At 71.1% G+C, this 26,285-nt stretch carries 24 protein-coding genes; 8 read left to right on the top strand and 16 right to left on the bottom strand.

The genetic code is table 11. The features are described from left to right. Positions 1–16: 16 nt before the first annotated feature. From ACQPXD_RS01575 to ACQPXD_RS01535, 9 genes are all read right to left on the bottom strand, one after another. Complete coding sequence (locus tag ACQPXD_RS01575) at positions 17–673, bottom strand: GOLPH3/VPS74 family protein (protein ID WP_432834058.1); 657 nt, start codon at positions 671–673, stop codon at positions 17–19. 283 nt (positions 674–956) lie between these two features. Next, positions 957–1,517, bottom strand: a complete 561-nt coding sequence (locus ACQPXD_RS01570) for a hypothetical protein (protein WP_432834056.1) — start codon at positions 1,515–1,517, stop codon at positions 957–959. Position 1,518: 1 nt separating this feature from the next. Continuing rightward, positions 1,519–2,094 carry an RNA polymerase sigma factor gene (locus ACQPXD_RS01565; RefSeq protein ID WP_432834054.1) on the bottom strand — a complete coding sequence of 192 codons (576 nt, stop codon included), beginning with the start codon at positions 2,092–2,094 and terminating at the stop codon, positions 1,519–1,521. Positions 2,095–2,111: 17 nt separating this feature from the next. Beyond that, positions 2,112–4,214: a bifunctional polysaccharide deacetylase/glycosyltransferase family 2 protein gene (locus ACQPXD_RS01560; RefSeq protein ID WP_432834052.1), complete on the bottom strand. Its 2,103-nt coding sequence runs from the start codon at positions 4,212–4,214 to the stop codon at positions 2,112–2,114. A gap of 3 nt (positions 4,215–4,217) precedes the next feature. Beyond that, positions 4,218–4,580 carry a hypothetical protein gene (locus ACQPXD_RS01555; RefSeq protein ID WP_432834050.1) on the bottom strand — a complete coding sequence of 121 codons (363 nt, stop codon included), beginning with the start codon at positions 4,578–4,580 and terminating at the stop codon, positions 4,218–4,220. 42 nt (positions 4,581–4,622) lie between these two features. Then, positions 4,623–6,008 (bottom strand): class II fumarate hydratase, encoded by a 1,386-nt coding sequence (locus tag ACQPXD_RS01550; RefSeq protein ID WP_432834048.1) that lies wholly within the window; start codon positions 6,006–6,008, stop codon positions 4,623–4,625. A gap of 51 nt (positions 6,009–6,059) precedes the next feature. Beyond that, positions 6,060–8,954 carry a BTAD domain-containing putative transcriptional regulator gene (locus tag ACQPXD_RS01545; protein WP_432834046.1) on the bottom strand — a complete coding sequence of 965 codons (2,895 nt, stop codon included), beginning with the start codon at positions 8,952–8,954 and terminating at the stop codon, positions 6,060–6,062. 799 nt (positions 8,955–9,753) lie between these two features. Further along, entirely contained in the window at positions 9,754–10,452 is a 699-nt protein-coding gene (locus ACQPXD_RS01540; RefSeq protein WP_432834044.1) for a hypothetical protein, read from the bottom strand. 13 nt (positions 10,453–10,465) lie between these two features. After that, positions 10,466–11,866 (bottom strand): MDR family MFS transporter, encoded by a 1,401-nt coding sequence (locus tag ACQPXD_RS01535; protein WP_432834042.1) that lies wholly within the window; start codon positions 11,864–11,866, stop codon positions 10,466–10,468. Positions 11,867–11,932: 66 nt separating this feature from the next. Between ACQPXD_RS01535 and ACQPXD_RS01530 the strand changes: the two genes are divergently transcribed. Both ACQPXD_RS01530 and ACQPXD_RS01525 read left to right on the top strand, forming a co-directional pair. Beyond that, a complete protein-coding gene (locus tag ACQPXD_RS01530; protein WP_432834040.1) occupies positions 11,933–12,583 on the top strand; it encodes a TetR/AcrR family transcriptional regulator in 651 nt (216 codons plus the stop codon). Positions 12,584–12,863: 280 nt separating this feature from the next. Next, a complete protein-coding gene (locus tag ACQPXD_RS01525; protein WP_432834038.1) occupies positions 12,864–14,183 on the top strand; it encodes a PQQ-binding-like beta-propeller repeat protein in 1,320 nt (439 codons plus the stop codon). Here ACQPXD_RS01525 and ACQPXD_RS01520 read toward each other — a convergent pair. Then, on the bottom strand, positions 14,180–14,737 hold the full coding sequence (locus tag ACQPXD_RS01520; RefSeq protein ID WP_432834036.1) for a helix-turn-helix domain-containing protein: 558 nt from the start codon (positions 14,735–14,737) through the stop codon (positions 14,180–14,182). The genes ACQPXD_RS01525 and ACQPXD_RS01520 overlap by 4 nt on opposite strands. 75 nt (positions 14,738–14,812) lie before the next feature. On the opposite strand from ACQPXD_RS01520, the gene ACQPXD_RS01515 reads away from it, so the two are divergent. From ACQPXD_RS01515 to ACQPXD_RS01505, 3 genes are read left to right on the top strand one after another with little or no spacing between them, the layout of a single operon-like run. Further along, the gene (locus tag ACQPXD_RS01515) at positions 14,813–15,487 is read left to right on the top strand and encodes an AzlC family ABC transporter permease (RefSeq protein WP_432834034.1); all 675 of its coding nucleotides are present in this window, start codon (positions 14,813–14,815) and stop codon (positions 15,485–15,487) included. Continuing rightward, entirely contained in the window at positions 15,484–15,792 is a 309-nt protein-coding gene (locus ACQPXD_RS01510; protein WP_432834032.1) for an AzlD domain-containing protein, read from the top strand. The genes ACQPXD_RS01515 and ACQPXD_RS01510 overlap by 4 nt, the downstream gene beginning before the upstream one ends. Before the next feature lie 57 nt (positions 15,793–15,849). Beyond that, the gene (locus ACQPXD_RS01505) at positions 15,850–17,484 is read left to right on the top strand and encodes a fumarate hydratase (protein WP_432834030.1); all 1,635 of its coding nucleotides are present in this window, start codon (positions 15,850–15,852) and stop codon (positions 17,482–17,484) included. Positions 17,485–17,686: 202 nt separating this feature from the next. Here ACQPXD_RS01505 and ACQPXD_RS01500 read toward each other — a convergent pair whose 3' ends face one another. After that, a complete protein-coding gene (locus ACQPXD_RS01500) occupies positions 17,687–18,337 on the bottom strand; it encodes a hypothetical protein (RefSeq protein WP_432834028.1) in 651 nt (216 codons plus the stop codon). A 450-nt stretch (positions 18,338–18,787) separates the two neighbouring features. On the opposite strand from ACQPXD_RS01500, the gene ACQPXD_RS01495 reads away from it, so the two are divergent. Continuing rightward, on the top strand, positions 18,788–19,546 hold the full coding sequence (locus ACQPXD_RS01495) for a DUF4352 domain-containing protein (protein WP_432834026.1): 759 nt from the start codon (positions 18,788–18,790) through the stop codon (positions 19,544–19,546). Between the two features lie 917 nt (positions 19,547–20,463). Then, a complete protein-coding gene (locus ACQPXD_RS01490) occupies positions 20,464–20,820 on the top strand; it encodes a hypothetical protein (RefSeq protein ID WP_432834024.1) in 357 nt (118 codons plus the stop codon). A 721-nt stretch (positions 20,821–21,541) separates the two neighbouring features. Here ACQPXD_RS01490 and ACQPXD_RS01485 read toward each other — a convergent pair. The 5 genes from ACQPXD_RS01485 to ACQPXD_RS01465 all read right to left on the bottom strand — a co-directional run bounded on the left by ACQPXD_RS01485 (position 21,542) and on the right by ACQPXD_RS01465 (position 24,795). Further along, positions 21,542–22,270, bottom strand: coding sequence for a hypothetical protein (locus ACQPXD_RS01485; RefSeq protein ID WP_432834022.1), 729 nt, complete (start codon positions 22,268–22,270; stop codon positions 21,542–21,544). Positions 22,271–23,267: 997 nt separating this feature from the next. Further along, positions 23,268–23,588: a hypothetical protein gene (locus ACQPXD_RS01480; protein WP_432834020.1), complete on the bottom strand. Its 321-nt coding sequence runs from the start codon at positions 23,586–23,588 to the stop codon at positions 23,268–23,270. After that, positions 23,585–23,761, bottom strand: a complete 177-nt coding sequence (locus ACQPXD_RS01475; RefSeq protein WP_432834018.1) for a hypothetical protein — start codon at positions 23,759–23,761, stop codon at positions 23,585–23,587. The genes ACQPXD_RS01480 and ACQPXD_RS01475 overlap by 4 nt, the downstream gene beginning before the upstream one ends. A gap of 126 nt (positions 23,762–23,887) precedes the next feature. Further along, positions 23,888–24,184, bottom strand: a complete 297-nt coding sequence (locus ACQPXD_RS01470; protein WP_432834016.1) for a hypothetical protein — start codon at positions 24,182–24,184, stop codon at positions 23,888–23,890. A 104-nt stretch (positions 24,185–24,288) separates the two neighbouring features. Next, entirely contained in the window at positions 24,289–24,795 is a 507-nt protein-coding gene (locus ACQPXD_RS01465; protein WP_432834014.1) for an Lrp/AsnC family transcriptional regulator, read from the bottom strand. 93 nt (positions 24,796–24,888) lie between these two features. Between ACQPXD_RS01465 and hppD the strand changes: the two genes are divergently transcribed. Beyond that, positions 24,889–26,046, top strand: a complete 1,158-nt coding sequence (hppD, locus tag ACQPXD_RS01460) for a 4-hydroxyphenylpyruvate dioxygenase (RefSeq protein ID WP_432834012.1) — start codon at positions 24,889–24,891, stop codon at positions 26,044–26,046. The last annotated feature ends 239 nt before the right edge of the window (positions 26,047–26,285 follow it).

Below are 26,285 nucleotides of genomic sequence, written 5' to 3'. Positions count from 1 at the left end.
CGCGCCGGGCGCCGGATCAGCGCCGGCCCAAGACTTTGTTGCCGACCACGGCCCTGGTCTCGCCGATCAGGGCCTGCACGTCGGGGTGCGCCGATTCCCAGTGCGCGGCGAACCAGTCGTGCGCCGCGGTGCCGCGGCCGTCGACGATGATCGGGAGCAGCCCGATGGCCTCGGCGATGCCGAGCAGGTGCACGTCGTGCGGGCTGAGCGGCCGCCGGTGGCCGAGGCTCGTGCCGAGCCGGGCCCGCGGCCACACGTGACGGTTCCGGTCGGACGGCAGGTAACCGGTGAACCGGTGCATGCGGCGCCGCCGCTGCGGGATGAGGTGATGGCCGGCGACGAGCCGGCGGGCCACCCGGTCGTACGCCTCCATCGCGAAGTAGCGCAGCCAGGTGGGGAGGTCGCGGCGGACCGGCTCGCCGAGGATGTCGGCGAGCGCGGCCTGCGCGAGCGTGTCGCGGAGCGGGGGTCCGGGGCGGGCGTAGAGCAGCCCGCCGTCGATCGCGACCCGGCCCGCCCAGCCGAGCTCGCCGATCAGCGCGGAGGCGAGCCCGATCCGGACGGCCGTCCCGTCGAGCAGGGGACGGCCGTCGCGATCGTCGTGGCACAGCCGGAAGACGTCGTCGGCCAGCGGCCCGGTGACCCAGCCGGCGGCGCGCAGCACGTTGGCCATGCGGAGACCCTACACATTGGGGCCATGTGGCCACAATAGAATTCCATCAGGCATGCAAAGTGGCGACAACAAGATCCAGGGGCGGCCTCGGCCGCAGCCGGACCGTGAAGGCGCTGGGCCGCGTCGACGTGGCTCGGGCGTCGCCCAGCGACGTGCGGATGTCCCACCGGCCACGTCGGCCGGGTAGTGCGTGTCCGCGTCGAGGCGGCGCACGCGGTGCGGGATGGTGTGGGGAGCTTGAGCGCGAAGCAGCGGCGCGGCCCGCCGGAGTGTTACACGGTCGTCACCGCGTCGGGTGGACCGGATGGCTGGGCTTGGGCTTCTTGCCGTTGTCCGACGGCGTGACGCCGAGCAGCTGCCGGCAGTACCCCTCGATGGAGGACTCGTCGCCGGCCAGGCGGGTCAGCTCCTTGCGCTCGGCGGCGGTGATCTGCCGGGCGTGCGGGTCTTCGCGGTGGGCGAGATAGACCCGGCAGGCATCGGCGGGCACGACGGTCTCGCCGCGCGTGGGCGTGGCGGTAGGTGCCGGCGGGCGCGCGGTGGAGGGCTGGCCGGGGCGCGGGGCGGCGCCGGTCGCGGGCGGCCGGTCGGCCTCGCCGAGCCACTCGCGGACCGGGCCGGGCAGGTGGCCGGTGCCGGCCGCGTAGGCCGTCCCGCCGACCGAGGCGGCGGCGAACGCGGCCACCGCGGCCAGGGCCAAGCGGCGCCGGCGGCGGTTCACCGGGCGGTACTCCCGGCGGAATCCGGCGATCGCGGCCTCTTCGCCCACGAGCTCGTGCGGCCGGGCGGGCGCGGCGGCCGCCGCGAGCAGGGCGCGTAGCTCGGGAGTTTCGTCAAGTTCCATGTCAGGCGTCCTCAGCGGCGTCATTGTGCCCCCGCAGCTGCGGGTGTTCGGCCAGGCGGCGCAGGCCGCGCATGGTGGCGATGCGCACCGCGCCCGAGCGCTTGCCCAGCACCCGCGCGGTGCCGGCCACGTCGAGGCCGGCGACCACCCGCAGCATCACGGCCTCGGCCTGCTCGCGGGGCAGGGTGGCGATGAGCCGGACGGCCCGGTCGGTGTCGGCCAGCTCCACGACCTCGTTGGCCACGTCGGGCGCGGCCGGCGTGGCGCGCAGCTGGTCGACGGCCTCGTAGGGTTCCTCGTGCCGGCGCCACGCCCGCCGGTTCTCGTCGATGCCGCGGTGGCGGGCGATCCGGAACAGCCAGACCCGGAACGCCGTCGCCGAGCCGCGGAAGCGCGACAGGTCCCGCGACACCTGCAGCCAGGTCTCCGAGGCCACGTCCTCGGCCGCCTCGCCGCACACGACCCGCAGGTAGCGCAGCACCAGCGGGTGCAGCGCGCGCCACAGCACGGCGAAGGCCGCCGGGTCGCCGTCGATCGCGGCGGCCAGCGGGCCGGCGAGGTCTTCGTCGTCGCGCAATCGTTGCGCCGAGGCCGTCATCGCGCCGCGGCGGCAACGCCGGTGCGGGCCATCGCCCGCCACCGCTGCCGTCCGCCCAGCAGTGCCGCTACTGTTCCCTGCACTACGACAAGGTACAGAAGTTGCCGGTATACCACCTGCTGCAGCGGTACCGTCCACACCGGCCCGATCCGCTCCCCGTCCAGCCGCAGGGCGAATGCCGTGGTGGCCATCTGCAGGACGGTGAACCCGCCCCACACCGCGACGACCTCCGTCCACGGCAGCGCGAAGGCGCCGTAGATCGCATACACGTCGACCAGCGGGGCGGTCAGCGGCAGCAGCATCTGGAAGAGCACCAGGTAGAGCAGCCCGCGCCGGCCGAGGTACCCGCCGCCACCCCGCTCCAGGACGCTCCGCCGGTGTTTCCAGGCGGCCTGCATGGTGCCGTAGCACCAGCGGTACCGCTGCCGCCACAACTGTCGCAGCGTGCCCGGCGCCTCGGTCCAGGCGACCGCGTCCTCGGCGTAGACGGCGCGCCAGCCGGCCCGCAGCACGGCCATGGTCAGGTCGGTGTCCTCGGCCAGGGTGTCCCGGGGCACGCCGCCCACGGCGCGCAGCACGGAGCGCCGGAAGGCCCCGATCGCGCCGGGAATGGTCGGCATGCACTCGCCCAGATCGAACAGGCGCCGGTCGAGATTGAAGCCGACCACGTACTCGAGGTGCTGCCACCGCCCGAGCAACCCGCCCCGGTTGGCGACCTTGGTGTTGCCGCTGACCGCGCCGACCCGCGGGTCGGCGAAGGGCTGCACGAGCCGGCCGATCGCGTCGGGCTCGAACACCGTGTCGCCGTCGACGAGCACCAGCAGCTCGCCGCGGGCGGCGGCGATGCCCGCGTTCAGCGCCGCGGGCTTGCCCGCATTGGCCTGTCGCAGCAGTCGTACTCCGGGCAGTCGCAGCCGCAGGCGCTGCACGATGGACGCCGTCGCGTCGGTCGACCCGTCGTCGACGACGATGATCTCCAGGTCGGGATAGTCCGCGGCGGCGAGGGAGTTCACCGTCTCGGCGATGTTCGCGGCCTCGTTGTAGGCGGGCACGACGACCGAGACGGAGCCGAGGTACTGCCGCCGCTCCCGGCGCCGCCGCCGGGCCATGCGGGCGTGCCGGGCGGCCGCGGCGACCTGCACGATGAGCCGCAGCAGGGCGAGCGCGGTGGCGGCCACGACGATCCACCGGATGGCGACGGCGAGCAGGCGGCCGATGGCCTGGCTCCAGCGCAGGGCGGCGCCCCGGGCGACCGTGCCGGCCTCGGCGGTCGGCGCGGCCGGCAATGCGAGGCCCTCCGGCACGGTCACGAAGCGGTACCCGGGGGCGGCGGTGAGGATCCGCCGGGTCGCCTCGACGGTCTGCGAGCGGTCGCCGCCACCGTCGTGCAGCATGACGACCGCGCCCGCGTCGGGCGGTCCGTCGAGCGCGGCCCGCACGATCGCGTCCGCGCCCGGCCGCTCCCAGTCGCGGGTGTCGCGGTCGGCGAGGACGGTGAGGTACCCCTCCCCCGCCGCGGTGCGCAGCGGGCCGAGCCCGGCGGCGTCGAGGGCGCCGGGCGTCGAGGAGTACGGCGGACGCATCAGCCGGACCGTACGCCCCGTCGCCCCGGCGATCGCGCTGGCGGTCAGGCCGAGCTCGAGCCGCTGCCGCCACACGGGCAGGCCGGCCAGGTCGGGGTGGGTGAAGGTGTGCACGCCGACCTCGTGGCCCTCGGCGACCATCCGGCGCACCAGGTCCGGGTAGCGGTTGACCTGCGCGCCGATGACGAAGAACGTGGCGTGGGCGTGGTGCTCGCGCAGCAGGTCGAGCAGCTGGGGCGTCCAGCGCGGGTCGGGGCCGTCGTCGAAGGTGAGCGCGAGGGCGCCGGCCGGCATCCCCGCCGCCTGGATCGAGCCGTCGGCCGCCGCCAGGAGCACCGGCCCGCCGGCCGGCGCCGCGGCCGGCCCGGCGGCCGGCGCGGCGTCGTCGCGGTGCCCCTCCCCCGCCGGCCGCCCGGCGTAGCCGTCCAGGGCCAGCTCGGCCAGCAGTACCAGGACGGCGAGCAGGAACAGCAGCCAGTGCGCCCGCGGTTCGCCCCGCGCCTTGTGCCGCGCCATGCGCTACTTGGTCCGGCTCGGCTTGGGATTGCCGTGCGAACTGCTGCGGCCCCTGCCGGGCCGGTCGGTGGTCGGGGCCGGCGGCGGGCTCACCGCGGCGGTCGCCGAGGGGCGGGGCCGCGGGGTGGCGGTCGGCGGCCGGGGGGCCTCGGCCGGCGCGGTGCCGAGCCCGGCCCCGCTGTCGTCGTGGCGCTGCACCAGGCCCTGCCCGTTGTCGGGCAGGCCCGGCAGCGGCACCGGGGAGGAACCCAGCAGGCCGGCGATGAGCAGGCCACCGCTGGCGGCCACCAGGACGCCGAACGCCGCACCGAGCGCGGTGAACAGCGGCCGCCGCCAGCCGCTGCGATCCATGAACACGGGTTCCACGCAGCAAGCAGCGGCCCGGCCGGCGGGCGCGTTACGGGCCGCTCAGCGCGCGTTGGCCATGCCGAGCAGGTCGAGGGCCTCGTCCAGCTGCCGCTCGGACAGCGTGCCGCGGGCCACATGGCCGCGCTCCAGCACGACCTCCCGGATCGTGCGGCCCTGCGCGAGGGCCTGCTTCGCGACCGCCGCGGCCTCCTCGTAGCCGAGGTAGCGGTTCAGCGGCGTGACGATCGACGGGGAGCCGGCCGCGTAGGACTCGAGCACCTCGCGGTTGGCGGCCAGCCCGGCGACGCAGCGCTCCGCGAACAGCCGCGACACGTTGCCCAGCAGCCGGATCGACTCCAGCAGGTTGCGGGCGATCACCGGCAGCATCACGTTGAGCTCGAAGTCGCCCTGGGTGCCGGCGAAGGCGACCGCGGCGTCGTTGCCGATGACCTGCGCGACGACCTGCCGGACCGCCTCCGGGATGACCGGGTTGACCTTGCCGGGCATGATCGACGAGCCGGGCTGGAGGTCGGGGATGGCCAGCTCGCGCAGGCCGGCCCGGGGGCCCGAGCCCATCCAGCGGATGTCGTTGGCGATCTTGTACAGCCCGGCCGCGACCGTGCGGACCACGCCCGAGGCCTCGACCAGCGAGTCGCGGGCGCCCTGCGCCTCGAAGTGGTTGCGCGCCTCGGTCAGCGGCAGGCCGGTCGCCTCGGCGAGCCGCGCGATGACCTGCGCCGCGAAGCCGGGCGGGGTGTTGATGCCGGTGCCGACCGCGGTGCCGCCCAGCGGCAGCTCGGCCACGCGGGGCAGCACGGCCTCGATGCGCTCGATGCCGTGGCCGACCTGTGCGGCGTACCCCGAAAACTCCTGACCGAGCGTCACCGGAGTGGCGTCCATCAGGTGGGTGCGCCCGGCCTTCACCAGCGGCGCGAACTCCTCGGCCTTGGCCCGCAGCGCGTCGCGCAGCCCGGCGAGGGCCGGCATCAGCGCGTGGGCCAGCTCGCCCGCCACGGCGACGTGGATCGCGGACGGGAACACGTCGTTGGACGATTGCGAGGCGTTGACGTGGTCGTTGGGGTGCACCGGCCGGCCGAGCGCGCGGGTGGCCAGGGTGGCGACGACCTCGTTGACGTTCATGTTCGACGAGGTGCCGGACCCGGTCTGAAAAACGTCGATCGGGAACTGGTCGGAAAATTCGCCTTTTACAATGATTGAGGCGGATTCGGCGATCGCCGCGGAAATGTCCGGATCGACGACGCCCAGGTCCCCATTCACCCGCGCCGCCGCCAATTTGATCTGTGCGATGGCCCGGATCAGCGAAGGCTCGAGCCGCCCGCCGGAAATGGGAAAGTTCTCGACGGCCCGCTGGGTCTGGGCCCGCCACAGCGCGTCGGCGGGAACGCGCACCTCGCCCATCGTGTCGTGCTCAATGCGGTACTCCATGAAACCCATCCTGCGCCGAGTTGCCGCGTCGTGGACTGCGGGGCTCGCAAATCAGCGCGAAAGGGCAGTGAGATCGCGCGCACCCAGCGAGGCGAACAGCGCCACCGCCTCGTCCATCCGGCCCAGCCCGGCCAGCGCCCGGGCCAGCTCGTAGCGGTCGCCGATGCGCGAGGCCTTGGCGAAGGCCTCCTTGTTGAGCCAGTCGGCCTCGTTGTCCTCGCCGGCCGCGCGCAGTGTGAGCGCGAGATCGTTGGCGGCCAGGCACTGCCCGGCGACGTCGGCGACCCGCTCCATCTGCGCGCGGGCGGCGCGCTGGCAGGTGATGGCGTCGGCGAGCCGGCCGCGCAGCCGGTAGGCGATACCGAGCCGGCTCAGCGTCTCGGCGACGCCGTACTGGTTGGCCGAGTCGCGCTTGAGCACCAGCGCCCGCTGCAGCAGCGCGGTGGCCACGGTGAGGTGGCCCAGGTGCAGGTGGACCAGGCCGAGCTCGCCGATCATGATGGCCACCGCCCGGATGCCGCCGAGGGTGCGCGCCACGGCGAGCCCGCGGCGGTTGGCGGCCAGCGCCTGCGCGTAGTTGCCGGCCTGCGTGTGCACCAGGCCGATCGTGCTGTGCAGCTTGAATTCCAGGATCGGGGGTACCACGTCCAGCGTCACCTCGGCGGCGGCCTCGGCCGAGGCGATGGCCTCCGGATACTGCCCCAGGCGGCTGTGCAGCATGGCCAGGTTGGTCAGGGCGGTGAAGACGAGCCGCGGCAGCCGCTCGCGCTCGGCGATGCGGATGACGGTCTGCAGGGTGGCGAGGGCGTCATCGTTGCGGCCGATCCGGAAGTACATCCCGGCCAGATGGTTGCGCGACTCGGCCTCCAGCTCGGCGTCGGGCAGCGCCACCGAGGCCTCGATCGCGTGCTCGTAGAGGTCGAGCTGCGCCTCGCTGAAGCCCATGCCGAACAGGAACGGCGAGAGCGCGCGGGCGAGCAGGCAGGTGTGCCGGTGCCGACCGGTCTCGGCGGCCAGCCGGGCGACGCTGAGCACGTTGGGCAGCTCGCGCTCCAGCCAGCGCAGCGCGTCGGACGGGGTGGTGAAGTCCAGTGCGGTCGGCGGCAGCTCGCCCGGGCTCAGCACCGGACGGGCGTCGGAGAGGTCCATGAACCGGGCCGAGTTGACCACGCTGTAGAGGTAGTGATCGAGCATCCGCCCGACCGCCGCGGTGTCGTCGCGGGCGAGCTGGGCGGCGTAGTCGCGCAGCAGGTCGTGGAGCCGGTAGCGGCCGGCGGCGGGCGACTCGACCAGGTGGACGTCGACCAGGTCCTCCAGCCGCGCCTCGGCCTCCGCCACGCTCAGCCCGGCCAGCGCCGCGGCCGCCGCGGGCTCGAAGTCCCCCGACGGGTGCAGCCCGAGAAACCCGAAAAACCGCCGCAATGGTACGGCGAGCTGCTGGTACGACAGCGTGAACGCGGCCGCGACGGTCCGCCCGTCGATGGCCAGCTCGGGCAGGCGCCGGTCCGCGGTGCGCAGCCGCGCCGCCAGGTCGGCGACGCTCCAGCTGGGCCGGTGCTGCAGCCGGGCGCCGGCCAGCCGGACCGCGAGCGGGAGCCGCCCGCACAGCTCGGCGACCTCGACGGTGCGGGCCGGGTCGGCGTAGGCGCGCTCACCGACGGTGCGCCGCAGCAGCTCGACGGCCTCGTCCAGCGGCAGCACGTCCAGGGACACGGTCTGCGCGCCGTCGAGCCCGCCGAGGCGCCGCCGGCTGGTGATGACCACGCCGGTGTGCGCGGTGCCGGGCAGCATCGGCAGCACCTGGGCGGTGTCCAGCGCGTTGTCGAACAGCACCAGGACCTGGCGGTCGGCCAGCTCGGTGCGCCAGAGCACGGCCCGGTCGTCCAGGCTCGGGGGCACCCGCTCGGCCGGCACCCCGAGCTGGCGCAGCAGCGCGCCGAGCGCCTCGCCCGGGTCGAGCGGCGCCCGGTCGCTGTGCCCGCGCAGGTCCAGGTACAGCTGGCCGTCCGGATACCGCTCGACCGCGGCGTGCGCGACCCGCACGGCCAGCGTGGTCTTGCCGGTGCCGGCCATGCCGTCGATCGCGATGACCTCCGGCCGCTCGTCGCGCAGCGCGCCGACCAGCCGCTGGACCAGCTCCACCCGCCCGGCGAAGTCGGTGATGTCGCGGGGCAGGCAGCGGGCCGCCCGCCGCCCCAGCGACCGCGGCGCCTGCGGCAGCAGCAGCTCGGCGTCGCCGTTGAGGATCCGCCGGTGCAGGTCGGCGAGCTCGGCGCCGGGCTCGATACCCAGCTCCTCGGCCAGCAGCGCCCGCCCGCGGCGGAACACGGCCAGGGCGTCGGCCCGCCGCCCGGTGCGGGCCAGCCCGGTCATCAGGTGGCCACGGAACTGCTCGTGGTGCGGGTAGCGTTCGACCAGGTCGGCGGCCTCGGCCAGGATCTCCTCGGCGAGGTCGAGCTGCAGCTCCAGGTCCAGGCAGAAGGCCATGGCGGCGGTCCACTGCTCGTCCAGGTGCGCCGCGGCCGCGCGGACCACGTCGGAGTCGACGTCGGTCAGCGGCCGCCCGCGCCAGAGGGCCAGCGCCGCCCGCAGCTCGTCGCGCCCGCCGGCCAGGTCCCCCTCGGCCGCCGCGGCCCGCCCCCGCTCGACCCGCGCCGCGAACAGCGCGGCGTCGAGATCCTCGGGCCCGACCTTGATGCGGTAGCCCGCGGGCTCGGTCACGACGAGGTCTTCGGCCAGCCCGGCCCGGCGCAGCAACTGCCGCAGCCTGGAGACGCAGCTGTGCACCTGCGCCCGAGCGGTCGGCGGCGGGCTGGTGTCCCACAGCGCGGTGATGACCTGCTGGACCGGCACCAGTTGCCCTTCGCGCAGCAACAGGAGCGACAGCAGGATCCGCTCACGCGGTGCCGCGACCGTGATCTCCGCGACCGGCGTGCGAATCAGCACCGGCCCCAGAATGGAAAAACGGGTCGAATCGCGCATAACCACCCTCTGTGCTGCCGCCGCCTCCCCTCGAAGCTGCACGTGCGAATACCCGATGGTAGTCAGATGAGAGCGCCGAAAGAGCAGGGGCGGCGACCCTTTTTCAACGGAGCGCATGCGCGCGCCGGAATGCGTCCAGAGTTTGCGCGGATCTTGCTCAAGACCTGCGCAGGTCTTGCTAGTGAGGCTACCTCCATTGCTCTGGACGAACGGGGACATTTCGGCCGCAACCGCGATCCAAAGAGGCGGGGCTGCGCGCAGCGATGCGTGCGGCCCCTTTGCGCCCTCCCGCCGGCGTCGCGCACGAGGCGGCCGGCGTCCGACCGCGGTGGTCGGCGGCAGCCAGCGGACACCGCAGCCGGGCGTCGCCGGCCACCGGGTGGGGCACGGCGGTGATCGGCGCCGCCCCTTGGGCGCCGGCCCTGGGCGGTGCGGCGGGGCCGGCGTTGCGGATGCCTCGCCACGTCGGGCGGACCCTCGCCACGTCGGGCGGACATCCGATCGGCGTCGCCGGGCCGGATGTATGTCTCCGTGATCATGACCCCGCCGTGACCACACCACGGGTTTGCCATGATCCCGGAGACTTCTGGTACACGGGAGTACATCAGCGCTCCGTGATCATGAAAAACCCTTGGTGTCGACGGCGCGTGCGGCATGATCACGGAGACTTCCGGTCGCTGCGCCGTGCAGCGCCCGGCCTGTGGGACCTGCATTGCGGATCGCGCTCACTGTGGGCGTCTGGTCGCCCAGGCGGGCGGCGTAGCTAGAGTCCCTCCTTGCCGGTGGCCCAGTACGGCCGCGTGGTGATCGCGCGGCGCGGCAGGATCTGGGCGTCGATCAGTGCGCGCCGCTGGCGCTGGATGGACTGGGCGTGGCCCAGCAGCACGGCGCCGTCGAGGCCGGCGAGCTCGCCCGCGTCGGCGGCGCGGGCGAGCCACGACTGCAGCGCGTCGCCCGGGGCGGCCGCGGCGGGTAAGCAGCGGTATCGGGGCCAGCGGGCGGCGAGCGGGGAGACGGCATCCGGGGGTACCTCCACGGCCACGACGGAATCGTCGCCGGGCCGGGCGTAGGCGTCGATCGTGCCGAGGGCGGAGCCGTCGCCGAGGTAGAGGCGCCGGGTCCCGGTCGCGCGCAGCGGCCGGTGCCGGGCGGCCAGCACCGTCGTCTCGGTGCCGGCGCGCAGGCGGCGGATCCACGTCGTGCCGGGGGCGGCCGCGTGAATGGTGACGAGGATGGCGATGCGCTCCGGGCCGCTCACGGCGTGGACGGTGTACCGGCGGCCCAGGGTGGGTGCGACGCGGAACTGAATCTCGTGGCCGGGGTGCCAGCCGCCGGGCGGCGCGGCGGCGCGCAGGTCCAGCTCGAGGAAGCCGGCGGCGGGCTCGTGGACGCCGAGCACGCGCGCCGGGCGGCCCATGGTCGATTCGACGAGGTTGCCGATGACGGCGGGTGCCTGGGGCATGGGGATCCTCCGCTCAGGTGCGCCGCTTCGCGGGGATGAAGGCGGCCAGGAGTAGCGGGATGGCGCTGAGGCCGAAGGCCCACCAGAAGGCGCCGGAGAACGCGGTCAGACCGTCCGACGCGCCGAGCCGGCTCTGCAGGATCACGGCGATGACCGCGACGCCGAAAGGTGCGCCGACGCGCTGCACGATGCTGAACGCCGCGCTGCCGCGGGGGGCCTCGTCGTGGGTCAGGCTCGCGAAGGCGAGCGTCATCACCGGGAAGGTGGTCAGGCCGAAGCCGAGGCCCTGGACGAACTCGGCGGCCAGCAGCAGGGCCGGGCCGCCGTGCGCGTCGGCGAGGGCGAACGGCACGATGCCGAGCATGCTCAGCAGTACCCCGGCGGCAATGACGAGACGGCCGTCGAAGCGCGCGACGAAGGTGCGGGCGAGCAGGAAGAACGTCATCGTGCCGAGGCCCTGCGGGACGAGCAGCAGGCCCGTGTTCAGCACCGACTCGCCGCGGATCTGCTGGTAGAACAGCGGGAGCAGGAACATGAGGGCGTAGATCGAGAACCCGCCCACGAAGGTGACGATGCTGCCCAGGCCGAAGCCGCGCCGGGCGAACACCCGGACGTCGATCAGGGTGGCACGGCGGGAGCGCAGCGAGTGCAGCGCAAACGCGGCGAGCAGCGCGGCGCCGGCGGCCAGTGCAAGCCAGGCGTCGACGGCGGCGAAGCCGTCGGGGCCGGGCGCCTGGCTGATGCCGTAGGCGATGGCGACGACGCCGGGCGTGAGCAGCAGGAAGCCGAGGACGTCGAGCCGGTGACCGCGCTGTCCGGCGGTGGCGGGCAGCAGGATCGGGCCGAGCACGAGCGCGGCGAGGCAGATCGGCACGTTCACGAAGAAGAGCCAGTGCCAGCTCAGTGACTGCAGGATCGCGCCGCCGAGCACCGAGCCGAGGATCGGGCCGAGCAGGCCGGGCACCCCGACCGCGACCATCGCGTGGTCGATCCGCTCCGGTCCGGCCGCGCGGGTGAGGATCGAGATCGTGATCGGCATCACCATGCCGCCGCCGGCTCCCTGCAGTACCCGGAAAACGATGAGGGCGGGCAGGGAACCCGCGATGCCGCAGAGGACCGAGCCGACCAGGAAGGTGCCCACGGCGAACAGCCATGCGTTGCGGGCGCCGAACCGTTCGGAGACCCAGCCGCTCGCCGGGATCACGGACACGAACGCCAGCAGGTAGCCGGTCGCGACCCACTGCGTCTGCGTGACCGAGGCCCGGAACACCGTGTGCAGATGGTCGAGGGCGATATTGACGATCGTCGTATCCAGCAGCGTGGTGCTCACGCCGAGGACCAGGGCGAGGCTGATGAGGTTCAGCCGGCGCTTCGTCACTGCGGCGGCCGGCGCGGCCGCCAGGGTCGTGGTCATGGCTGGACACTACACCGTGCAGTGTAGTAGGTAAACCGGCCGGTGTAGACTGCCCGCGGAGGTGCGATGAGCGCTGTCGGCACAGAGAAGGCCGTGCGCGAGGGCTCCCTGGTCAAGCGGAGGGCGATCCTCGCCGCCGCGCGGGAGCTGTTCCTGCGCCACGGGGTCGACCGGGTCAGCATGGACGCCATCGCGGCCCAGGCCGCGGTGTCCAAGCGCACCGTCTACGACTACTTCGGCGACAAGCGGCGCCTCTTCCTCGCGATCCTCTCCGACGCGGCCGAGTCGCTGAACGCCTCGGTCCGCCGGGTGGTCGACACGTACCTCGCGGACGACGCCGGGATCACGACGGTGCCGCAACTGGAGGAGGCGCTCACCGCAGCCGCGATCGATCTCGGCACGACGATGCTGGGCTCCGCCGACTACGCCGCCGTGTTCGCGCTCGTCATCCAGCAGCGCTGGCAGTCGCCGGAAACCGACGACGACCTGCCGACGGCGGCGGCGCAGGAGGCGCTGGCGGAGCGCATCACCCACTTCGCCGACGCGGGGCTGCTGGACACCGACAACCCGCTCCTGGCCGCCGGCCACTTCGCCGCCCTGACCATCCTGCTGGCCTTCGACGAACAACCGAACCCGGCCAGGACGGACCTGGGCCGGGTCCGCCAGGGCATGATCGACGGGGTGCACGCGTTCGTCCGCGCCTACGGCGCGCGCTAGGGGCTTCCCTGGGGTCGGCTGACGGCTGCCGTGCTGCGGGAGGGCAGTGGCTCCGGCGGATACCACCTGCCGTCATACCGACCCCACGGCATAGCCCATCACCGTGACGGGCGCCTGGGAGCCCGGCAGACGGTCAGTGCGCGGCCGATGATCGGCGCTCGAGGGTGGCCGTACCGGCGAACCACTCCGGCTCGCTCACCCGCTGCGGGTGAAAATCGCCCGACACGGGCAAAAGCGGCCATCCGCCGCCGTATCATGCCGCGGCGCTACGCTGCCCGGCGTGGCTAGGGGAGCGGTCCGCAACTTCGAGACGGCGCTCGGCGCGATCGGTGTGCTGGCACTCATCGTCACCGGCATCCTCATCACCGGCTGGAATCCGGTACCCAAGGTCACCGACTGGTGGCAGAAGGTCGCCTCGAGTACCAACAAGCTCTCCACCCCGGACACGACCTGGGTGGAACGGGTCGGCGGGCAGCCGTCCTCGGCCGTGGTCGCCGGCAACGCGGTGGTGATCAGCATGCGCGGCACCATCGAGGCTCGCTCCCTGTCCAACGGCGCCGTGCTGTGGCAGAAGGAGGCCGACTGGGCCGGGGTCGCCGGGGACGGTTCGAACGCGATCGCCGTCGTCGGGCGGCGCGGCACCGGGCTCGAGGCGCTCGATCCGGCCAGCGGGGCGCAGCGCTGGAAGGACGGCGGGGTCGTCGGGGCCTGGACGTACCGCGACACGGTGCTCACCCTGGCCTGCGGCGGGCTGTCGGACTGTACCCTCGCCGCGCGGGCGCCCCGAGACGGTGCGCAGATGTGGAAGCTCACGCTGCCGGGGATCGGGCGGGTGCTCAACGGCGTCAACAGCGACCTGCTCGGCACCGATGTCATGGCCGATGCGTACCGCGACGCCATTGCCGCCATGCCGCGCGCGATCCCGGCCATGCTCGGCTTCCCGGTCGAGCAGAAGGTCCAGGTCGTCGACACCGTCAACGGCAAGCGGCTGCCGGAGCAGACGCCCACGAACACGGCCCGGGTGGTGGTCGCGGGCGGGCGCGTGCTGGTGTCCACCGCGACGCCCAAGGACGGCAGCTGCCGCTACAGCCTCGAAGGCCGCGACGCGAGCACCGGCAAGACGCTGTGGAAGAAGGATGGGTACGACCTGCGCACCGCCTCCGGCGCCGGTTGCGAGCAGCGGCGCGATCCGGCCGGCGCGGACACCGTGCTGGTGGCGACCCGCGGGGACAACCGCGAGGTGTTCCTGTCCCCGCGCGACGGGCACGAGCTGTGGGCCGGCGCCGAGGGCGACGTGATCGTGGCCGCCGACAGCCAATACGGGCTGGTGCGCACCAACGGCGGCAAGAGCCTCGCGGTCGTGGGCTTCGAGCGGGGCGGGCGGCTGTGGGAGCAGCCGGTGCCGGCCAAGGCCGACGTCGCCGTCTCGCGCTATGCGGTGCTGGTGCGCGACTCCGGCGAGGGCAAGCTCCTGGCGTACCAACCCTCGGACGGCAAGCAACTGCTGGAGGCCAAGACCTCCGCGGACGTGCTGGGGGTCGGCGAGCACGGGCTGGTGATCGGCCGGGGCCGCACGATCGGATATCTGCCCTTCGCTTAGCGGTACTCCATGATGAGCGCGAACGATGTGCCGGGAGCGAGCGCCTCGTAACCGTGGGCGACATCACCGGCGAAAGACGCATAGTCGTGCACCTCGAGGTCGACCGGGCTGTCCTCGGGGCCGACCCGCAGCCGCCCGCTGATCATCACCACGTGCTCGATCGTGCCCGGGTTGTGCGCGTCGGCCTTGCGGGCGCCGACCGGCTCGGCGTGCATCAGATAGATATCCCGGCGTACCCCGGGCGGGCTGGTCGCCAGCAGTGTGCCCACGAAGTCGGCCTGCTCGGACCGCACCGTCGGCCCCTCGCCGGCCCGGATCACCCGGGGCGCGGTCGGCGGCGGCTCGACCAGCCGGCTGAACGGCACGTTGAGCGCCATGGCGAGCGCCCACAGCGTCTCGATGTTCGGGTTGCCGGCGCCGGACTCGAGCTGGCTGAGCGTCGACTTCGCGATGCCGGCGCGCTTGGCCACCTCACTGAGCGAGAGGCGCTCACGCTCACGCTCGCGGCGCAGGGCGGCCGCGATGAGGTCGATCGGCGGTTTGCTCGGGTCCATGGGCAGTCCGTTCAATTTATCGAACGAAGTATTCGGCTTGACGAACGTTACGTCAGGGGTCCAGCATACCGAACTATGCGTTCGATTCTTCGAACAGATCCGATCGCCCGCGACGTGGCGGCGCTGTGCGCGGCGGCCGCGGTCGTCGGGCTGTCGTTCGGCGCGATCGCCTCCGCCGCCGGCCTGCCGCTGTCGCAGATCGTCGCCATGAACGCGCTGCTGTACGCGGGCGGCGCGCAGTTCCTCGCCGTCGGGCTGGCCGGCGCCGGCGCCACGGCGGCCGCGATCGTGCTGGCCGGGCTGCTGCTCAACGCGCGGCACCTGCCGTTCGGCCTGGCGATCGGCAACGAGGTGCTCGGCGAGCGCCGCTCCGCGCGGCTGCTGGGCAGCCACCTGCTGACCGACGAGTCGGTCGCGTTCGCGCTGGCCCAGTCGGACCCCGCGCACCGCCGCCGCGCCTACTGGCTCACCGGGATCAGCCTGTTTCTGACCTGGAACGTCTCGGCCGCGGCCGGCGCGATCGCCGGCTCCGCGCTGGGCGACCCCGACACGTTCGGCGTCGACGCGGCGTTCCCGGCGGCCCTGCTGGCGCTCACCTTGCCGTCGTTGAAGGACCGGCCGGCGGTACTCGTGGCGGTCGGCGGCGCGGTGCTCGCGCTCGCGACCACGCCGTTGCTGCCGGCGGGGCTGCCGGTGCTCGTCGCGCTGCTCGCGGTGGCGCTGGCCCTACCGGTACCGAAGAAATCATGAGCTGGATCGTGATCGCCGCCCTGGCGGTGGGGACATATCTGCTGCGCTTCGCCGGCCCCGTGCTGCGCGATCGGATATCGGTGTCCGAGCCGGTCAAGCGGTACCTGACGCTCGCCGCAGTGGCGTTGCTGGCCGCGCTCATCGCGACCTCGGCGCTGCTGGACGGCACGCATTTCGTCGGCATCGCCCGGCCCGCCGGCGTGCTCGTCGGCGCCGTGCTGGCCTGGCGCCGCGCGCCCTTCGTCGTGGTGGTCGTCGCCGCGGCCCTGACCGCCGCGCTGCTGCGGGTCGCCGGCGTCGAGTGACATTTCGCGCCGCCGCCCTGCCCAGGCTCGCGGCGTGCGGGTTACTACAGTCGAGGCATGCCCGAATTCGCGTTCTCGCCGCTGCTGCCGCTCGGACCCGACACCACCGAATACCGCCTGGTCACCAGCGACGGGATCGGCCGCGACGGGCGGTTCCTCACGATCGAGCCGGAGGCGCTGACCCGCCTGACCGACGAGGCCATGCACGACATCGCGCACTTCCTGCGCCCGGCCCACCTGACCCAGCTGCGCACCATCATCGACGACCCGGCGGCCTCGGCCAACGACCGGTTCGTCGCGCTCGACCTGCTGCGCAACGCCAACATCGCGGCCGGCGGCGTGCTGCCGATGTGCCAGGACACGGGCACCGCCATCGTCATGGGCAAGCGCGGCCGTTTCGTGCTGACCGACGGCAACGACGAGGCGGCGATCGCGCGGGGCGTTTTCGACGCGTACACCCGGCTGAATCTGCGCTATTCGCAGCTCGCCCCGCTGACCATGTGGGACGAGAAGAACACGGGCTCAAACCTTCCGGCGCAGGTCGAGCTCTACGCCGAAGGCGACGATGCCTACAAGTTCCTCTTCATGGCCAAGGGCGGCGGCTCGGCCAACAAGAGCTACCTCTACCAGGAGACCAAGGCGCTGCTGAACCCGACCCGGATGATGCAGTTCCTGGAGGAGAAGCTGCGCCTGATCGGCACGGCCGCCTGCCCGCCCTACCACCTGGCCATTGTTATCGGCGGCACCTCGGCCGAGCACGCGCTGAAGACCGCCAAGCTCGCCTCGGCCAAGTATTTGGACACCCTCCCCACGTCCGGCTCACCGGTCGGGCACGGTTTCCGCGACCTTGCTTTGGAGGCGGAGGTACTGCAACTGACGCGCGAATTCGGCATCGGCGCCCAATTCGGCGGCCGGTACTTCTGCCACGACGTCCGCGTGGTCCGCCTGCCCCGCCATGGCGCCTCCTGCCCCGTCGCGATCGCCGTTTCCTGCTCGGCCGACCGCCAGGCCGTGGGCAAAATCAACGAGCAGGGCATCTGGCTCGAACAACTCGAACGCGACCCGGCCCGCTTCCTGCCCGACGTGACGGACGAACATCTGGACGACGACGTCGTCACGGTCGATTTGAACCGCCCGATGTCCGAGATCCGCGCCCAGCTCTCCGCCCTGCCGGTAAAGACTCGGCTGTCCCTGACCGGCCCGCTGGTCGTCGCCCGCGACATCGCCCACGCGAAGATCGCCGAACGCCTCGACGCCGGCGAGCCGATGCCCGCCTACCTGCGCGACCACGCCGTCTACTACGCCGGCCCGGCCAAGACCCCCGACGGCTACGCCTCAGGCTCCTTCGGCCCGACCACGGCCGGCCGCATGGACGCCTACGTGGAAAAATTCCAGGCCGCCGGCGGCTCCCTGGTGATGCTCGCCAAGGGCAACCGCTCCAAGCAGGTAACGGACGCCTGCCACACCCACGGCGGCTTCTACCTGGGCTCGATCGGCGGCCCGGCCGCCCGCCTGGCCCAGGACTGCATCAAGCACGTCGAGGTCATCGAGTACCCGGAACTGGGCATGGAGGCCGTCTGGAAGATCGACGTGGTCGACTTCCCCGCTTTCATCGTCGTCGACGACAAGGGCAACGACTTCTTCGCCGAGGTCACCAAGCCCACCCTGACCCTGCAGATCGGCCGCCGGTAGTCACGCTGCCCCGGCGGGCATCGTCTCGCCGGGGCGTCACGGCCCAGCGTGCCGTGCATCCTCCGCCGACCGCTCGGCCTCGGAGGATCGCCCATCTGACCTCAACGACGTAGTCAGCCCTCGTAGTTCCGGTCGTCCGCATGCCACCGCCCGACCCGCTGCAGCACCTCCAGCGGGTCGACCCCGGCCTGTTCCCCCGCCCCTAGGTTCGCTTGATGGCGATGGCCTCAACCGGGAGACTCTCAACGTGTGAACCCGCCTCGGCGACACGCAACGCAGATCCAATCACGAACCGGTAGCACCATTCGAAGTCTTCCAACCTCGGCGCGTACTCCCTTGCGTGGTAGATGCGACGTCCGCCATCGTGGTGACGATCCACCCCGGGCGTCATAACTCCGAACCGGTGATACTCGGCGTAGTCGATACCAAGTGCGACTACACGCATGTCGACCTGCAGGCTCCGTGTTGCCGCCGAGATCCGGAATTGCTCCTTCGCGATCTTGTAGGATTCGGTCCTGCCCTCCAGATCGATGTGCGAGGCAAGTCTCAGGTAGTCCTGCTCGGACGGCGGGTACGTCTCGTCTGTGCCAAAGCTGAAGGGCGTCTCCCGAAGCCAGTCCGGTTTGGTGCGGGCATCGAGCACCAACCGGAATGCCTCCTTGAGCGAGGCCATAGCCTCGATACGGGCTCCGGCGTTGTTTTCGGCGCTTGCCTGCTTGAGTCTGGTGCGGACGTCTGCCTGCGGCGCGACATCAGCCATGTCGATGTCGGCGAACGCAATGCCGAACACGAGCGGGGTCGCGTCTTCCAGAAAGGCCGTCGTCTCAGCTCGGGCCTGCTCGACCGCCTGCACCCCCAGGCAACGTACCGGCGTGCTTGAAGCCGTTCCGAAGCCGGTTCAAACGGTCCATGCCACCCTTGCCCGGCAGACATCATCATCCCGATCTACATGTTCCCCGGTGCGGCCGAATACGACCGGTTCGTCCTCTCGGCCGCGGAACAGGACAAGTCGGCCCTAGCGAAGATCGTCAAGGGTGGGGACAAGCGGCTCGGCTACGCCGGCTGACAAACCCGGAACAGGTCGGCCAATTGGGCGGAACCGGCAACCCGAACGAGCGGATCCGCCCGCCGGGGGCTGGTGGGCGCGGGCGGGCGTAGGCACGCTACGGCGCGTAGCCCGTCAGCTAGTGCGTTCGCGTGGTGCCCGGCCGTCGTCGTGACGGGCTCCGGCCGCGAGGAACGCGCGAACCAGCGGGCCGCGCCCCGGCTGGTGGCGCGGCCCGCTCCACCTGTGGAGACCTCCGTGACCTACCCAGATCCGCGCCGTCAGCCGCCCGGCCCGCTCCCGCCGCAGCCACCCAGCTACCACCCGCCAACCGGCGGCTTCCCCGCCACAGGACCCTTGCCTGCGCCGTACCCGCCGCAGCCGCCGAAGAAGAAAGGCCTGTCGACCGGCGCGATCATCGGAATCGTCATCGGCGGGATCGTCGCCGTGTGCTGCCTCGGCGGGATCATCGTCGCCGCGACGTCCGACAGCGGCAAGAAGCCCGGCAGTCAGGCCGCCGACCAGGAGACGGCGGCTGCGCAGCCGGGCGGGAACACAACCCAGCCGGCTGGCAACACGGCCGTGGCCCCGAAAGCCACGACCGGCGCGCCGGTCAAGACCTCGAACGTTGCCGCCGCGGGCAGCGCCGTCCGTGACGGCAAGTTCGAGTTCAAGGTCACCAAGGGCCCCGACTGCGGCAAAACCCAGATCGGCGGGCAGAAGGCGCAAGGCCGCTACTGCCAGATCACCCTGTCGATCAAGAACATCGGCAACGATGCCCGCACCTTCGACGACTCCAACGTCGTCGCCTACGACGCTGCCGGCGCCCGCTACGAAACCGACGGTGTTGCCGGCATGTACGCCAATCCGAACGGCGAAAGCTTCCTCGAAAAGATCAACCCGGGGAACCAGGTCAGCGCCGTCATGGTCTTCGACGTCGCCGCCAGCATCACCCTGACCACCCTCGAACTGCACGACTCGATGTTCTCGGGCGGCGCGAAGGTCGCCCTGGCATAGCAGCTGCTCACCGCGCACCCTCGACAGTCAGGTTGGAGGTGCGCGGTGACGTTCTGGCTTGGCAAACCCGGCGCCCTCGCCACACTGCCCCACACGGCGCGGCGGCCAGGCGGCTCCCGGCCGGGACCACCGCCTTTCGCAACAGCAGTAGGCGTGTCACCCTACGGCCGAACGATGCCGCCGCCCAGCCATGCCCGGCCGAAGATCTGCGGAACGACAACACAACACAGAACCAGCAGGATCACGACGATAAGCGCGGTTACCGCCCGGGCAACTCTGGTCTTCTGCCTTGCCGCACGCAACTCCGCCTGAGTCGGGTTCGCCCAACCGGTGCCTTCGCAAGCGTCGCAAACTGTCGTGTACGGCTGAGGGCTTCCGCCAGCACCGTACGCTTGGTGGGTCACGTACCCAGATCCATCGCAACGGCAGCAAACCGGTCGTTGCGGTGGTGGGGTGCCGTAATACATCACACCCTCGCCACGTCGTCAAAATGGATGAACACTCACGATCATCCATTTGCGGCGACCCGGACAGGCTCGGGCATCCGCACCAACTTCTTCGGCGAGTTGCCGACGGGTGTCGCCAGCCGTCCAACCCGATCAGCTATCGGTCCCGCGGCACCGACCGAAGTGTTCGTGGCGTTTGTGGCGCACCATGGGCCGTGACCAACGGCGACAGCCAGTCCTGCGGCAGACCCACCACGACGCAGCGCCGACGTCCACCTCAGCCGCTGGCGACGGCTCCTCGACGAAGGTCCCGCCGCGGTCCTCGCCCTCATGACCGCCCACACGTAGGACGCGGTGGCGATGCGCTCCGCATCGCCTATGTCCGGCCTCGCGCCACTCGCGGCGTTTGAACAGCCCCACGTCCAGTCAGACGAGGGCGATCCGGCAGCACGGCTGCCACACTCCGGAACCATGGCAGACCCCTACCAGCAGCAGCCCTCCTGGCCGCGGCAGCCCACCCCGTCCGCGCCGCAGCGCTCGAAACGCAAAGACCGGACGCCGCTGATTGTCATCTGGCTGGTCGCTGGCGCGCTCGTGCTGGGCCTGGTGATTGCCGTCGCCGCCGTGTTGGCCGGACGGAGCGACCCGGCGGCCCCGCAGCCGGCGATCAGCCCCAGTGTGGACCCGTCCATGGCCCGCCCGGGAATCGACATGGGCGCTGGTACGCCGGGTGCGCCGTGCGCAACCAATCGGCTCGGCAAGTACTTCGTCAAGGACGGCGTGACCTACACCTGCAAGGGCCCGAAGCCTTACAGCTGGCAGCCGTAGCCGCGCGAACACGACGGATGGTGGCGTCGTCCACGGCACGGCCTTCAGGCGGCGGTGCGCGGGTAGAGGGCGTAGGTGCCAGCAACCCGCCTACGAGGCCGAGGTCTCGACATTCGTCCCATACTCGTGGCCGGGCGACGTACGAGACCGCGTCGCCCGCGAGGTTGCCAGCGAACTCTGGATCATGCGGGACGAGAAGGGCGCGGAGGCGCTGCGTAGGCTCGCAGAAGACGAGAGCCAGTGGCGCCGGGAAGTCGACGGACTTGTCCATAAGCCTGCAGGTTGACACCAATCCCGATCGGCAAGGCGGTCCGGGCTGTCGCCGCGTTGCTGGGTCGGGCTGACCAGTGACCAGCGATGAGCACCTCGAGGCCAAGAACGCGGCCTTGGCGCGGAGGCGGGAGAAGATGACCGGCGGCAGGGCCGTAGACCGTCCACGGACGCCCGACTTCCTCAAGCGGTTCGTCCACGACCTGTACGACCAAGCCGCTGGAGGAGTGGGTCCGTAATGCCGCCCTCGCTGGCATCTTGCCGGCACCGCATCGCTTCTACATGCGCTGGGGCGGTATTCGCCTGCTTATTGACCTCGCCGAGATGTCGCAGCTCGTTGTCGACGACGAAGTCGAGCCTCTACCGACCTGGAACGGACGCCGGTTCCTGGAACCGTGATCTGGTCGGCGGTCACGACCGCCAGGAGCCAAGCGTCGAAACCACCCAGTGGTTACTTGTCCGGCTTCATCTTGCCGACAGCCGCTCGGAGCAGGTCAACCGCCTCGGCGAGCATCCCATACTGACTACCGGCAGCGTCGACGCCAGCCATTGGACTGGCGAACAGTGACATGCCAAGCGCCGTCAGCACTTGCTGTCGCTGAGCTTCGGATAGCGCCTGTGTGAAGGCTGGAGCCGTTTTCACCTGCACGGCCGAGCGGCGGCTCTGGGCGCATTCGGTTCGGTGGAAGTGGGCTTGACGGGAGCAGTAGACGGCGAAAAGAATCAGCGGAATGGTGACGCTGAGCTGCGCGATTTCACGGCTCGACAGCGGAGCACGCCCGAACTGCGCAACCATTACGGCATAAGTGATCGAAACGACGAGGACCCCTACCGTAGCGGACAGCCAAAGGCGGGCCTTGGTGTTCTCCTCGTTCGCGTGTTTGTCGTACCACTCCCCTAGCTCCTGTGCGCTGACGGCGTTGAGGACCTGGCGGCCTTCCTCGACAACCTGCACGATCTGCGGCAACTGGTTGAACAGCGCCTGGTCATAGGTCATTCGTACGCGGTCGCGGTGATCTGACGGCTCACAGCCCGTCGGGCCAGCAGAGCCCCACAGGTCGTCGCCGTCGTTACGCGGCTGGAAGTCCGACGACATCCACAGCGAGGTGAGGGCGTGCTGGGCGAGCATCGCGTACGCCTCGACCCGCGAATTCGGACCGCGTGGCAGGAAGATCGTCACGGACGCCCTCTCGCCGATTACCGGGAAACCGAATATCAACCAATCACAACGACCCAACCTGCTCCCGAAAGAACCTTTGCCGAGCGCGGGGCCATCGTCGCGGGTCATCGCGTTAGCAAGATCATACTAAAGTTCAGTTTTTGCAGGTCAGGCGGGTTCAACGTAGATCGGCATAGCGTCTACCCCTAGATGTAGCTTGATGAGGAAGACACGAAAGCGACCCAGGGGTCTGGGGCCCCGAAATGGGTCGCTCAGTGCTGCCCAAAACAACAACCACGGCAGGGAGAAAGGCGCATCTGGACATGGCCGGTGTAACCACGCAGCGCCGTCGCGGCACCACAGAACACATCCCCGGCCCGATCCCCCTCGCATGGCTCGTCATCGGTGCCATCGCGATCGGGATCGGTGTCGAAGCGCACCACGAAACGGGATCGGCGACCGTCAGCATTCTCGCTGGGATCACCACGGCCCGTGTACTGTACGCCCTACTGCGGGCGCGGCGGCCATAGCGGTCGGCACCGGACGTCAGAAGCCCTCGGAGTCGCAGCCGGGGGCTCTTCAGTGCAGTGGCGCGACCCACAACGACAAGTCCAAGAGATCCAGCATGACGGCTGGGAGCAGATCGACTACCTGAACCAGCTCAGCCCGGACGGCTGGGAGCCGGTTGCTTTCCTTACTGACGGCAGCTCACACAGCCCTACCACCAGCTATGTAATGGTCACCCGCGTCGTTGTCCGGCGGCGGACTGACGAGGGCCGGTAGGCCGCTGCCCGCGAGGCGACGTGGCCGGGCCACACGTTTCCGTTTCTGTGCTACTACGCCGCGCCGATCCGCCGCACGTCGTAGATGCTGAGGTCGGCCCAGGCCCGCGCGTGCCTGGCCCGGTGCCGCCACCGCCCGACCGGCCATCGACGGCGCTGTCGACCTCCGCCTCGATGACCACCGCCCGGCCGGACCGCCATATACGGCAGGCGGCCACGCCGGCTGGAAGGGCCGGTCAGGCGGCTGGGCGGAGTTGGGTGAGGGCGCGGAGGGCGTCGGTGAGGGAGATCGGGCGGTCGTTCTCCTCGGCGGCGACGCCGATTTCGATGTACTCGCGCATCAGTGTCGCCGGCTTGACGCCCTTGGCGCGGGCGATGGCGGCGATGCGCTCGGCCAGCGAGGTGGGCAGGCGGGTCGAGTAGACGGCCATCACCTCGGCCTCGGGCTTCGGGGGGAGCTCGGGAGTGGGGGCGTCGCGGTCGAAGACGAACTGGCCCGCGGCGACCGCGGCGACGAGGTCGTCCATCTGGCGCTCGGTGAGTGGTTCGTTGCTCATGACCCGGCCTCCCATTGCTCGAACTCGGCGAGCTCGGCGGGGGTCATGTCGCGGGCGCCGACGATGCCCCATTCGAATCCGCCCTGGTGCTTCACGGTGACGATGAGAGGTCGTCCCGCGTCGGTACGTGCCCAGACGCTGAGCGCCGGTATGCCGAGGGCCTGGCCCGGCACGGGTCGGCGCCTAGGGCCTGGAGGACTTCGGCGGCGTCGATGCCGACCAGGGCCGCGAGCGTTGCCGGCCACCAGCGGTAGGGCACGATCCCAATGTACAACGACCGTCATACGCGCGCGAGGGGCTTACACCTCGTCGGGCACGATCATGTGGTGGTAGCCGGGGCCGCCCGGGTCGTCGCCCGACCGGGTGCGCAGCGCGTAGTCGACCGCGGCGACGGCCAGGGCGTCGTCGGACGGGTAGCGTACCCGCAGCGCGCGGTCGCGGTCGTCCGGTCCGAGGCGGGACAGCTGCCGCACCTCCGGGTCGGTCAGCGGGCCGGCCTCCTGGTAGTCGGCGTGCATGCGCTCGGCGCGGTCGGCCGGATACATGCCGCGCAATGCCTTGCGCAAGGCGTCCGGACGCTGGAACAGCTGCCACATGTCGCCACCTCGTCGATCTAACGTTTGCCGCACGGCAAACGCTATATGTCCATCGTCCGCCTCGCAGAGCCGGAACCGATCGGCGAACCAGGCGCGATGTGCTGTCAACCGGCGGCAGTCGGCGGGCGGGCCGTCGCGGTGGCCTCGACCAGGGGAAGGACCCGATACGGGATCTGTTGGGCAAGGGCGATGATCGTGGACGACCGCACGATGCCCTCGTGGCTCATTACCCGGTCGATCACGCGCTGGAGGTCGGCGTTGGAGCGGGCGACCATCCGGCACAGCAGGTCGCCCGAGCCGGTGATCGTGTGGACCTCCAGCACCTCCGGGATCTGGGCGAGGTGGGCCGCGACCGGGTCGTGGCCGAAGCGCTGGCGGATCTCGAGGGTCACGAACGCGGTGACCGCATAGCCCAGCGCCGCCGGGTCGATGTCCGGGCCGTGACCTCGGATGACGCCCCTGGCCGCCAGGCGGTCGAGACGGGCCTGGACGGTACCGCGAGCGACCTGCAGCCGGCGGGAGCACTCCAGCACGCCGATTCGGGGCTCGGCGGAGAGCAGCGCGATCAGCCGTGCATCCAGAGTGTCGATTTCGCTGGGCAACTTGTCCACCCGTACCCCCCAAACTCTGGATCGATTGTGCAACCTGACCACGCAGATTAGCCTTCCTTGCCCAACCGCGGAATCGCGGGCAACGCTGAAGGCATGACCCGCGCCATCGAAGACCTCAGCGAGCTCATCGGGGCCGTCGAGCACGACGCCTCCCACGACCCCTTCCCGCTCACCGGCCTCGATCACGTCCGGTTCTACGTCGGCAACGCCAAGCAGGCCGCGCATTACTACTCCTCCGCGTTCGGGATGACGCTGATCGCATATCGCGGGCCCGAGCAGGGATATCGGGATCACGCCGAATATGTGCTCAAGGCCGGCTCGGCGATCTTCGTGCTGGCCGGCGGCGTGCACCGGCAGGCGGCGGCGACGCAGCACTACGAACGGCACGGCGACGGCATCGTCGATATCGCGCTCGAGGTGCCCGATGTGGACACCGCATATGCATATGCGCTCGCGCAGGGCGCGACGGGCCTCGAGGCGCCACACGAGGAGAAAGACGATTTCGGAGTGGTACGGCGGGCAGCCATCGCCACGTACGGCGAAACCCGCCACACGCTGATCGACCGTTCCCGCTACAGCGGCCCGTTCCTGCCCGGCTTCGTCGCCCGCCGGGCGATCGTCGCCCCGCCCGCGAAGCGGTTCTTCCAGGCCGTCGACCACGTGGTCGGCAACGTCGAGCTGGGCCGGATGGACGAATGGGTCACGTTCTACCGCCGGGTCATGGGCTTCACCAACATGGCGGAGTTCGTCGGCGACGACATCGCCACCGAGTATTCGGCGCTGATGAGCAAGGTCGTGGCCAGCGGTACCCGTAAAGTGAAATTCCCGCTCAACGAGCCCGCCGTGTCGCGGAAGAAGTCGCAGATCGACGAATATCTGGAGTTCTACGGCGGGCCGGGCGCCCAGCACATCGCGCTGGCCACCGGCGACATCCTGCGGACCGTCGACGAGATGAACGCGGCCGGCGTCGAGTTCCTGACCACCCCGGACTCGTACTACGACGACCCCGAGCTGCGCGCCCGCATCGGCCAGGTGCGCGTCCCGATCGAGGAGCTCAAGGCGCGCGGCATCCTGGTGGACCGCGACGAGGACGGATATCTGCTGCAGATCTTCACCAAGCCGGTGCAGGACCGCCCGACCGTCTTCTTCGAGCTCATCGAGCGGCACGGCTCGTTCGGCTTCGGCAAGGGCAACTTCAAGGCGCTCTTCGAGGCCATCGAGCGAGAGCAGGAACTTCGCGGGAACCTGTAACACTGTCCGGGTGACGTATCCGGGCCAGCCTCAGGAACCGGGTGGTGTCCCGAACTATGGGCCGCCACCCGGGTATCCGCAGGGATATCAACAGGGTTATCCACAGGGAGCCCCCACTTCCGGGGGTTATCCACAGCCGATGGCCTACCCACCAGCTGCTTATCCACAGCAAGGGCCCCCCGGCCCGGGTTATCCACAGCCCAGTTATCCACAGGGCAACTACGCCGTTCCGCTCCCCC

This window comes from Dactylosporangium sp. CA-092794 (genome assembly GCF_050948465.1).
Taxonomy (GTDB): Bacteria; Actinomycetota; Actinomycetes; order Mycobacteriales; family Micromonosporaceae; genus Dactylosporangium.
The sequence above is the reverse complement of the archived record's forward strand: the minus strand, read 5'-3'. Positions and strand labels throughout refer to the sequence as shown.

Bases quoted from the DNA above. Each gene is read 5' to 3' on its own strand.
- ACQPXD_RS01575 (WP_432834058.1), bottom strand. From the start codon at position 673: ATGGCCAACGTGCTGCGCGCCGCCGGCTGGGTCACCGGGCCGCTGGCC.
- ACQPXD_RS01570 (WP_432834056.1), bottom strand. From the start codon at position 1,517: ATGGAACTTGACGAAACTCCCGAGCTACGCGCCCTGCTCGCGGCGGCC.
- ACQPXD_RS01560 (WP_432834052.1), bottom strand. From the start codon at position 4,214: ATGGCGCGGCACAAGGCGCGGGGCGAACCGCGGGCGCACTGGCTGCTG.
- ACQPXD_RS01550 (WP_432834048.1), bottom strand. From the start codon at position 6,008: ATGGAGTACCGCATTGAGCACGACACGATGGGCGAGGTGCGCGTTCCC.
- ACQPXD_RS01540 (WP_432834044.1), bottom strand. From the start codon at position 10,452: ATGCCCCAGGCACCCGCCGTCATCGGCAACCTCGTCGAATCGACCATG.
- ACQPXD_RS01535 (WP_432834042.1), bottom strand. From the start codon at position 11,866: ATGACCACGACCCTGGCGGCCGCGCCGGCCGCCGCAGTGACGAAGCGC.
- ACQPXD_RS01530 (WP_432834040.1), top strand. From the start codon at position 11,933: ATGAGCGCTGTCGGCACAGAGAAGGCCGTGCGCGAGGGCTCCCTGGTC.
- ACQPXD_RS01520 (WP_432834036.1), bottom strand. From the start codon at position 14,737: ATGGACCCGAGCAAACCGCCGATCGACCTCATCGCGGCCGCCCTGCGC.
- ACQPXD_RS01515 (WP_432834034.1), top strand. From the start codon at position 14,813: ATGCGTTCGATTCTTCGAACAGATCCGATCGCCCGCGACGTGGCGGCG.
- ACQPXD_RS01510 (WP_432834032.1), top strand. From the start codon at position 15,484: ATGAGCTGGATCGTGATCGCCGCCCTGGCGGTGGGGACATATCTGCTG.
- ACQPXD_RS01505 (WP_432834030.1), top strand. From the start codon at position 15,850: ATGCCCGAATTCGCGTTCTCGCCGCTGCTGCCGCTCGGACCCGACACC.
- ACQPXD_RS01490 (WP_432834024.1), top strand. From the start codon at position 20,464: ATGGCAGACCCCTACCAGCAGCAGCCCTCCTGGCCGCGGCAGCCCACC.
- ACQPXD_RS01480 (WP_432834020.1), bottom strand. From the start codon at position 23,588: ATGAGCAACGAACCACTCACCGAGCGCCAGATGGACGACCTCGTCGCC.
- ACQPXD_RS01470 (WP_432834016.1), bottom strand. From the start codon at position 24,184: ATGTGGCAGCTGTTCCAGCGTCCGGACGCCTTGCGCAAGGCATTGCGC.
- hppD (WP_432834012.1), top strand. From the start codon at position 24,889: ATGACCCGCGCCATCGAAGACCTCAGCGAGCTCATCGGGGCCGTCGAG.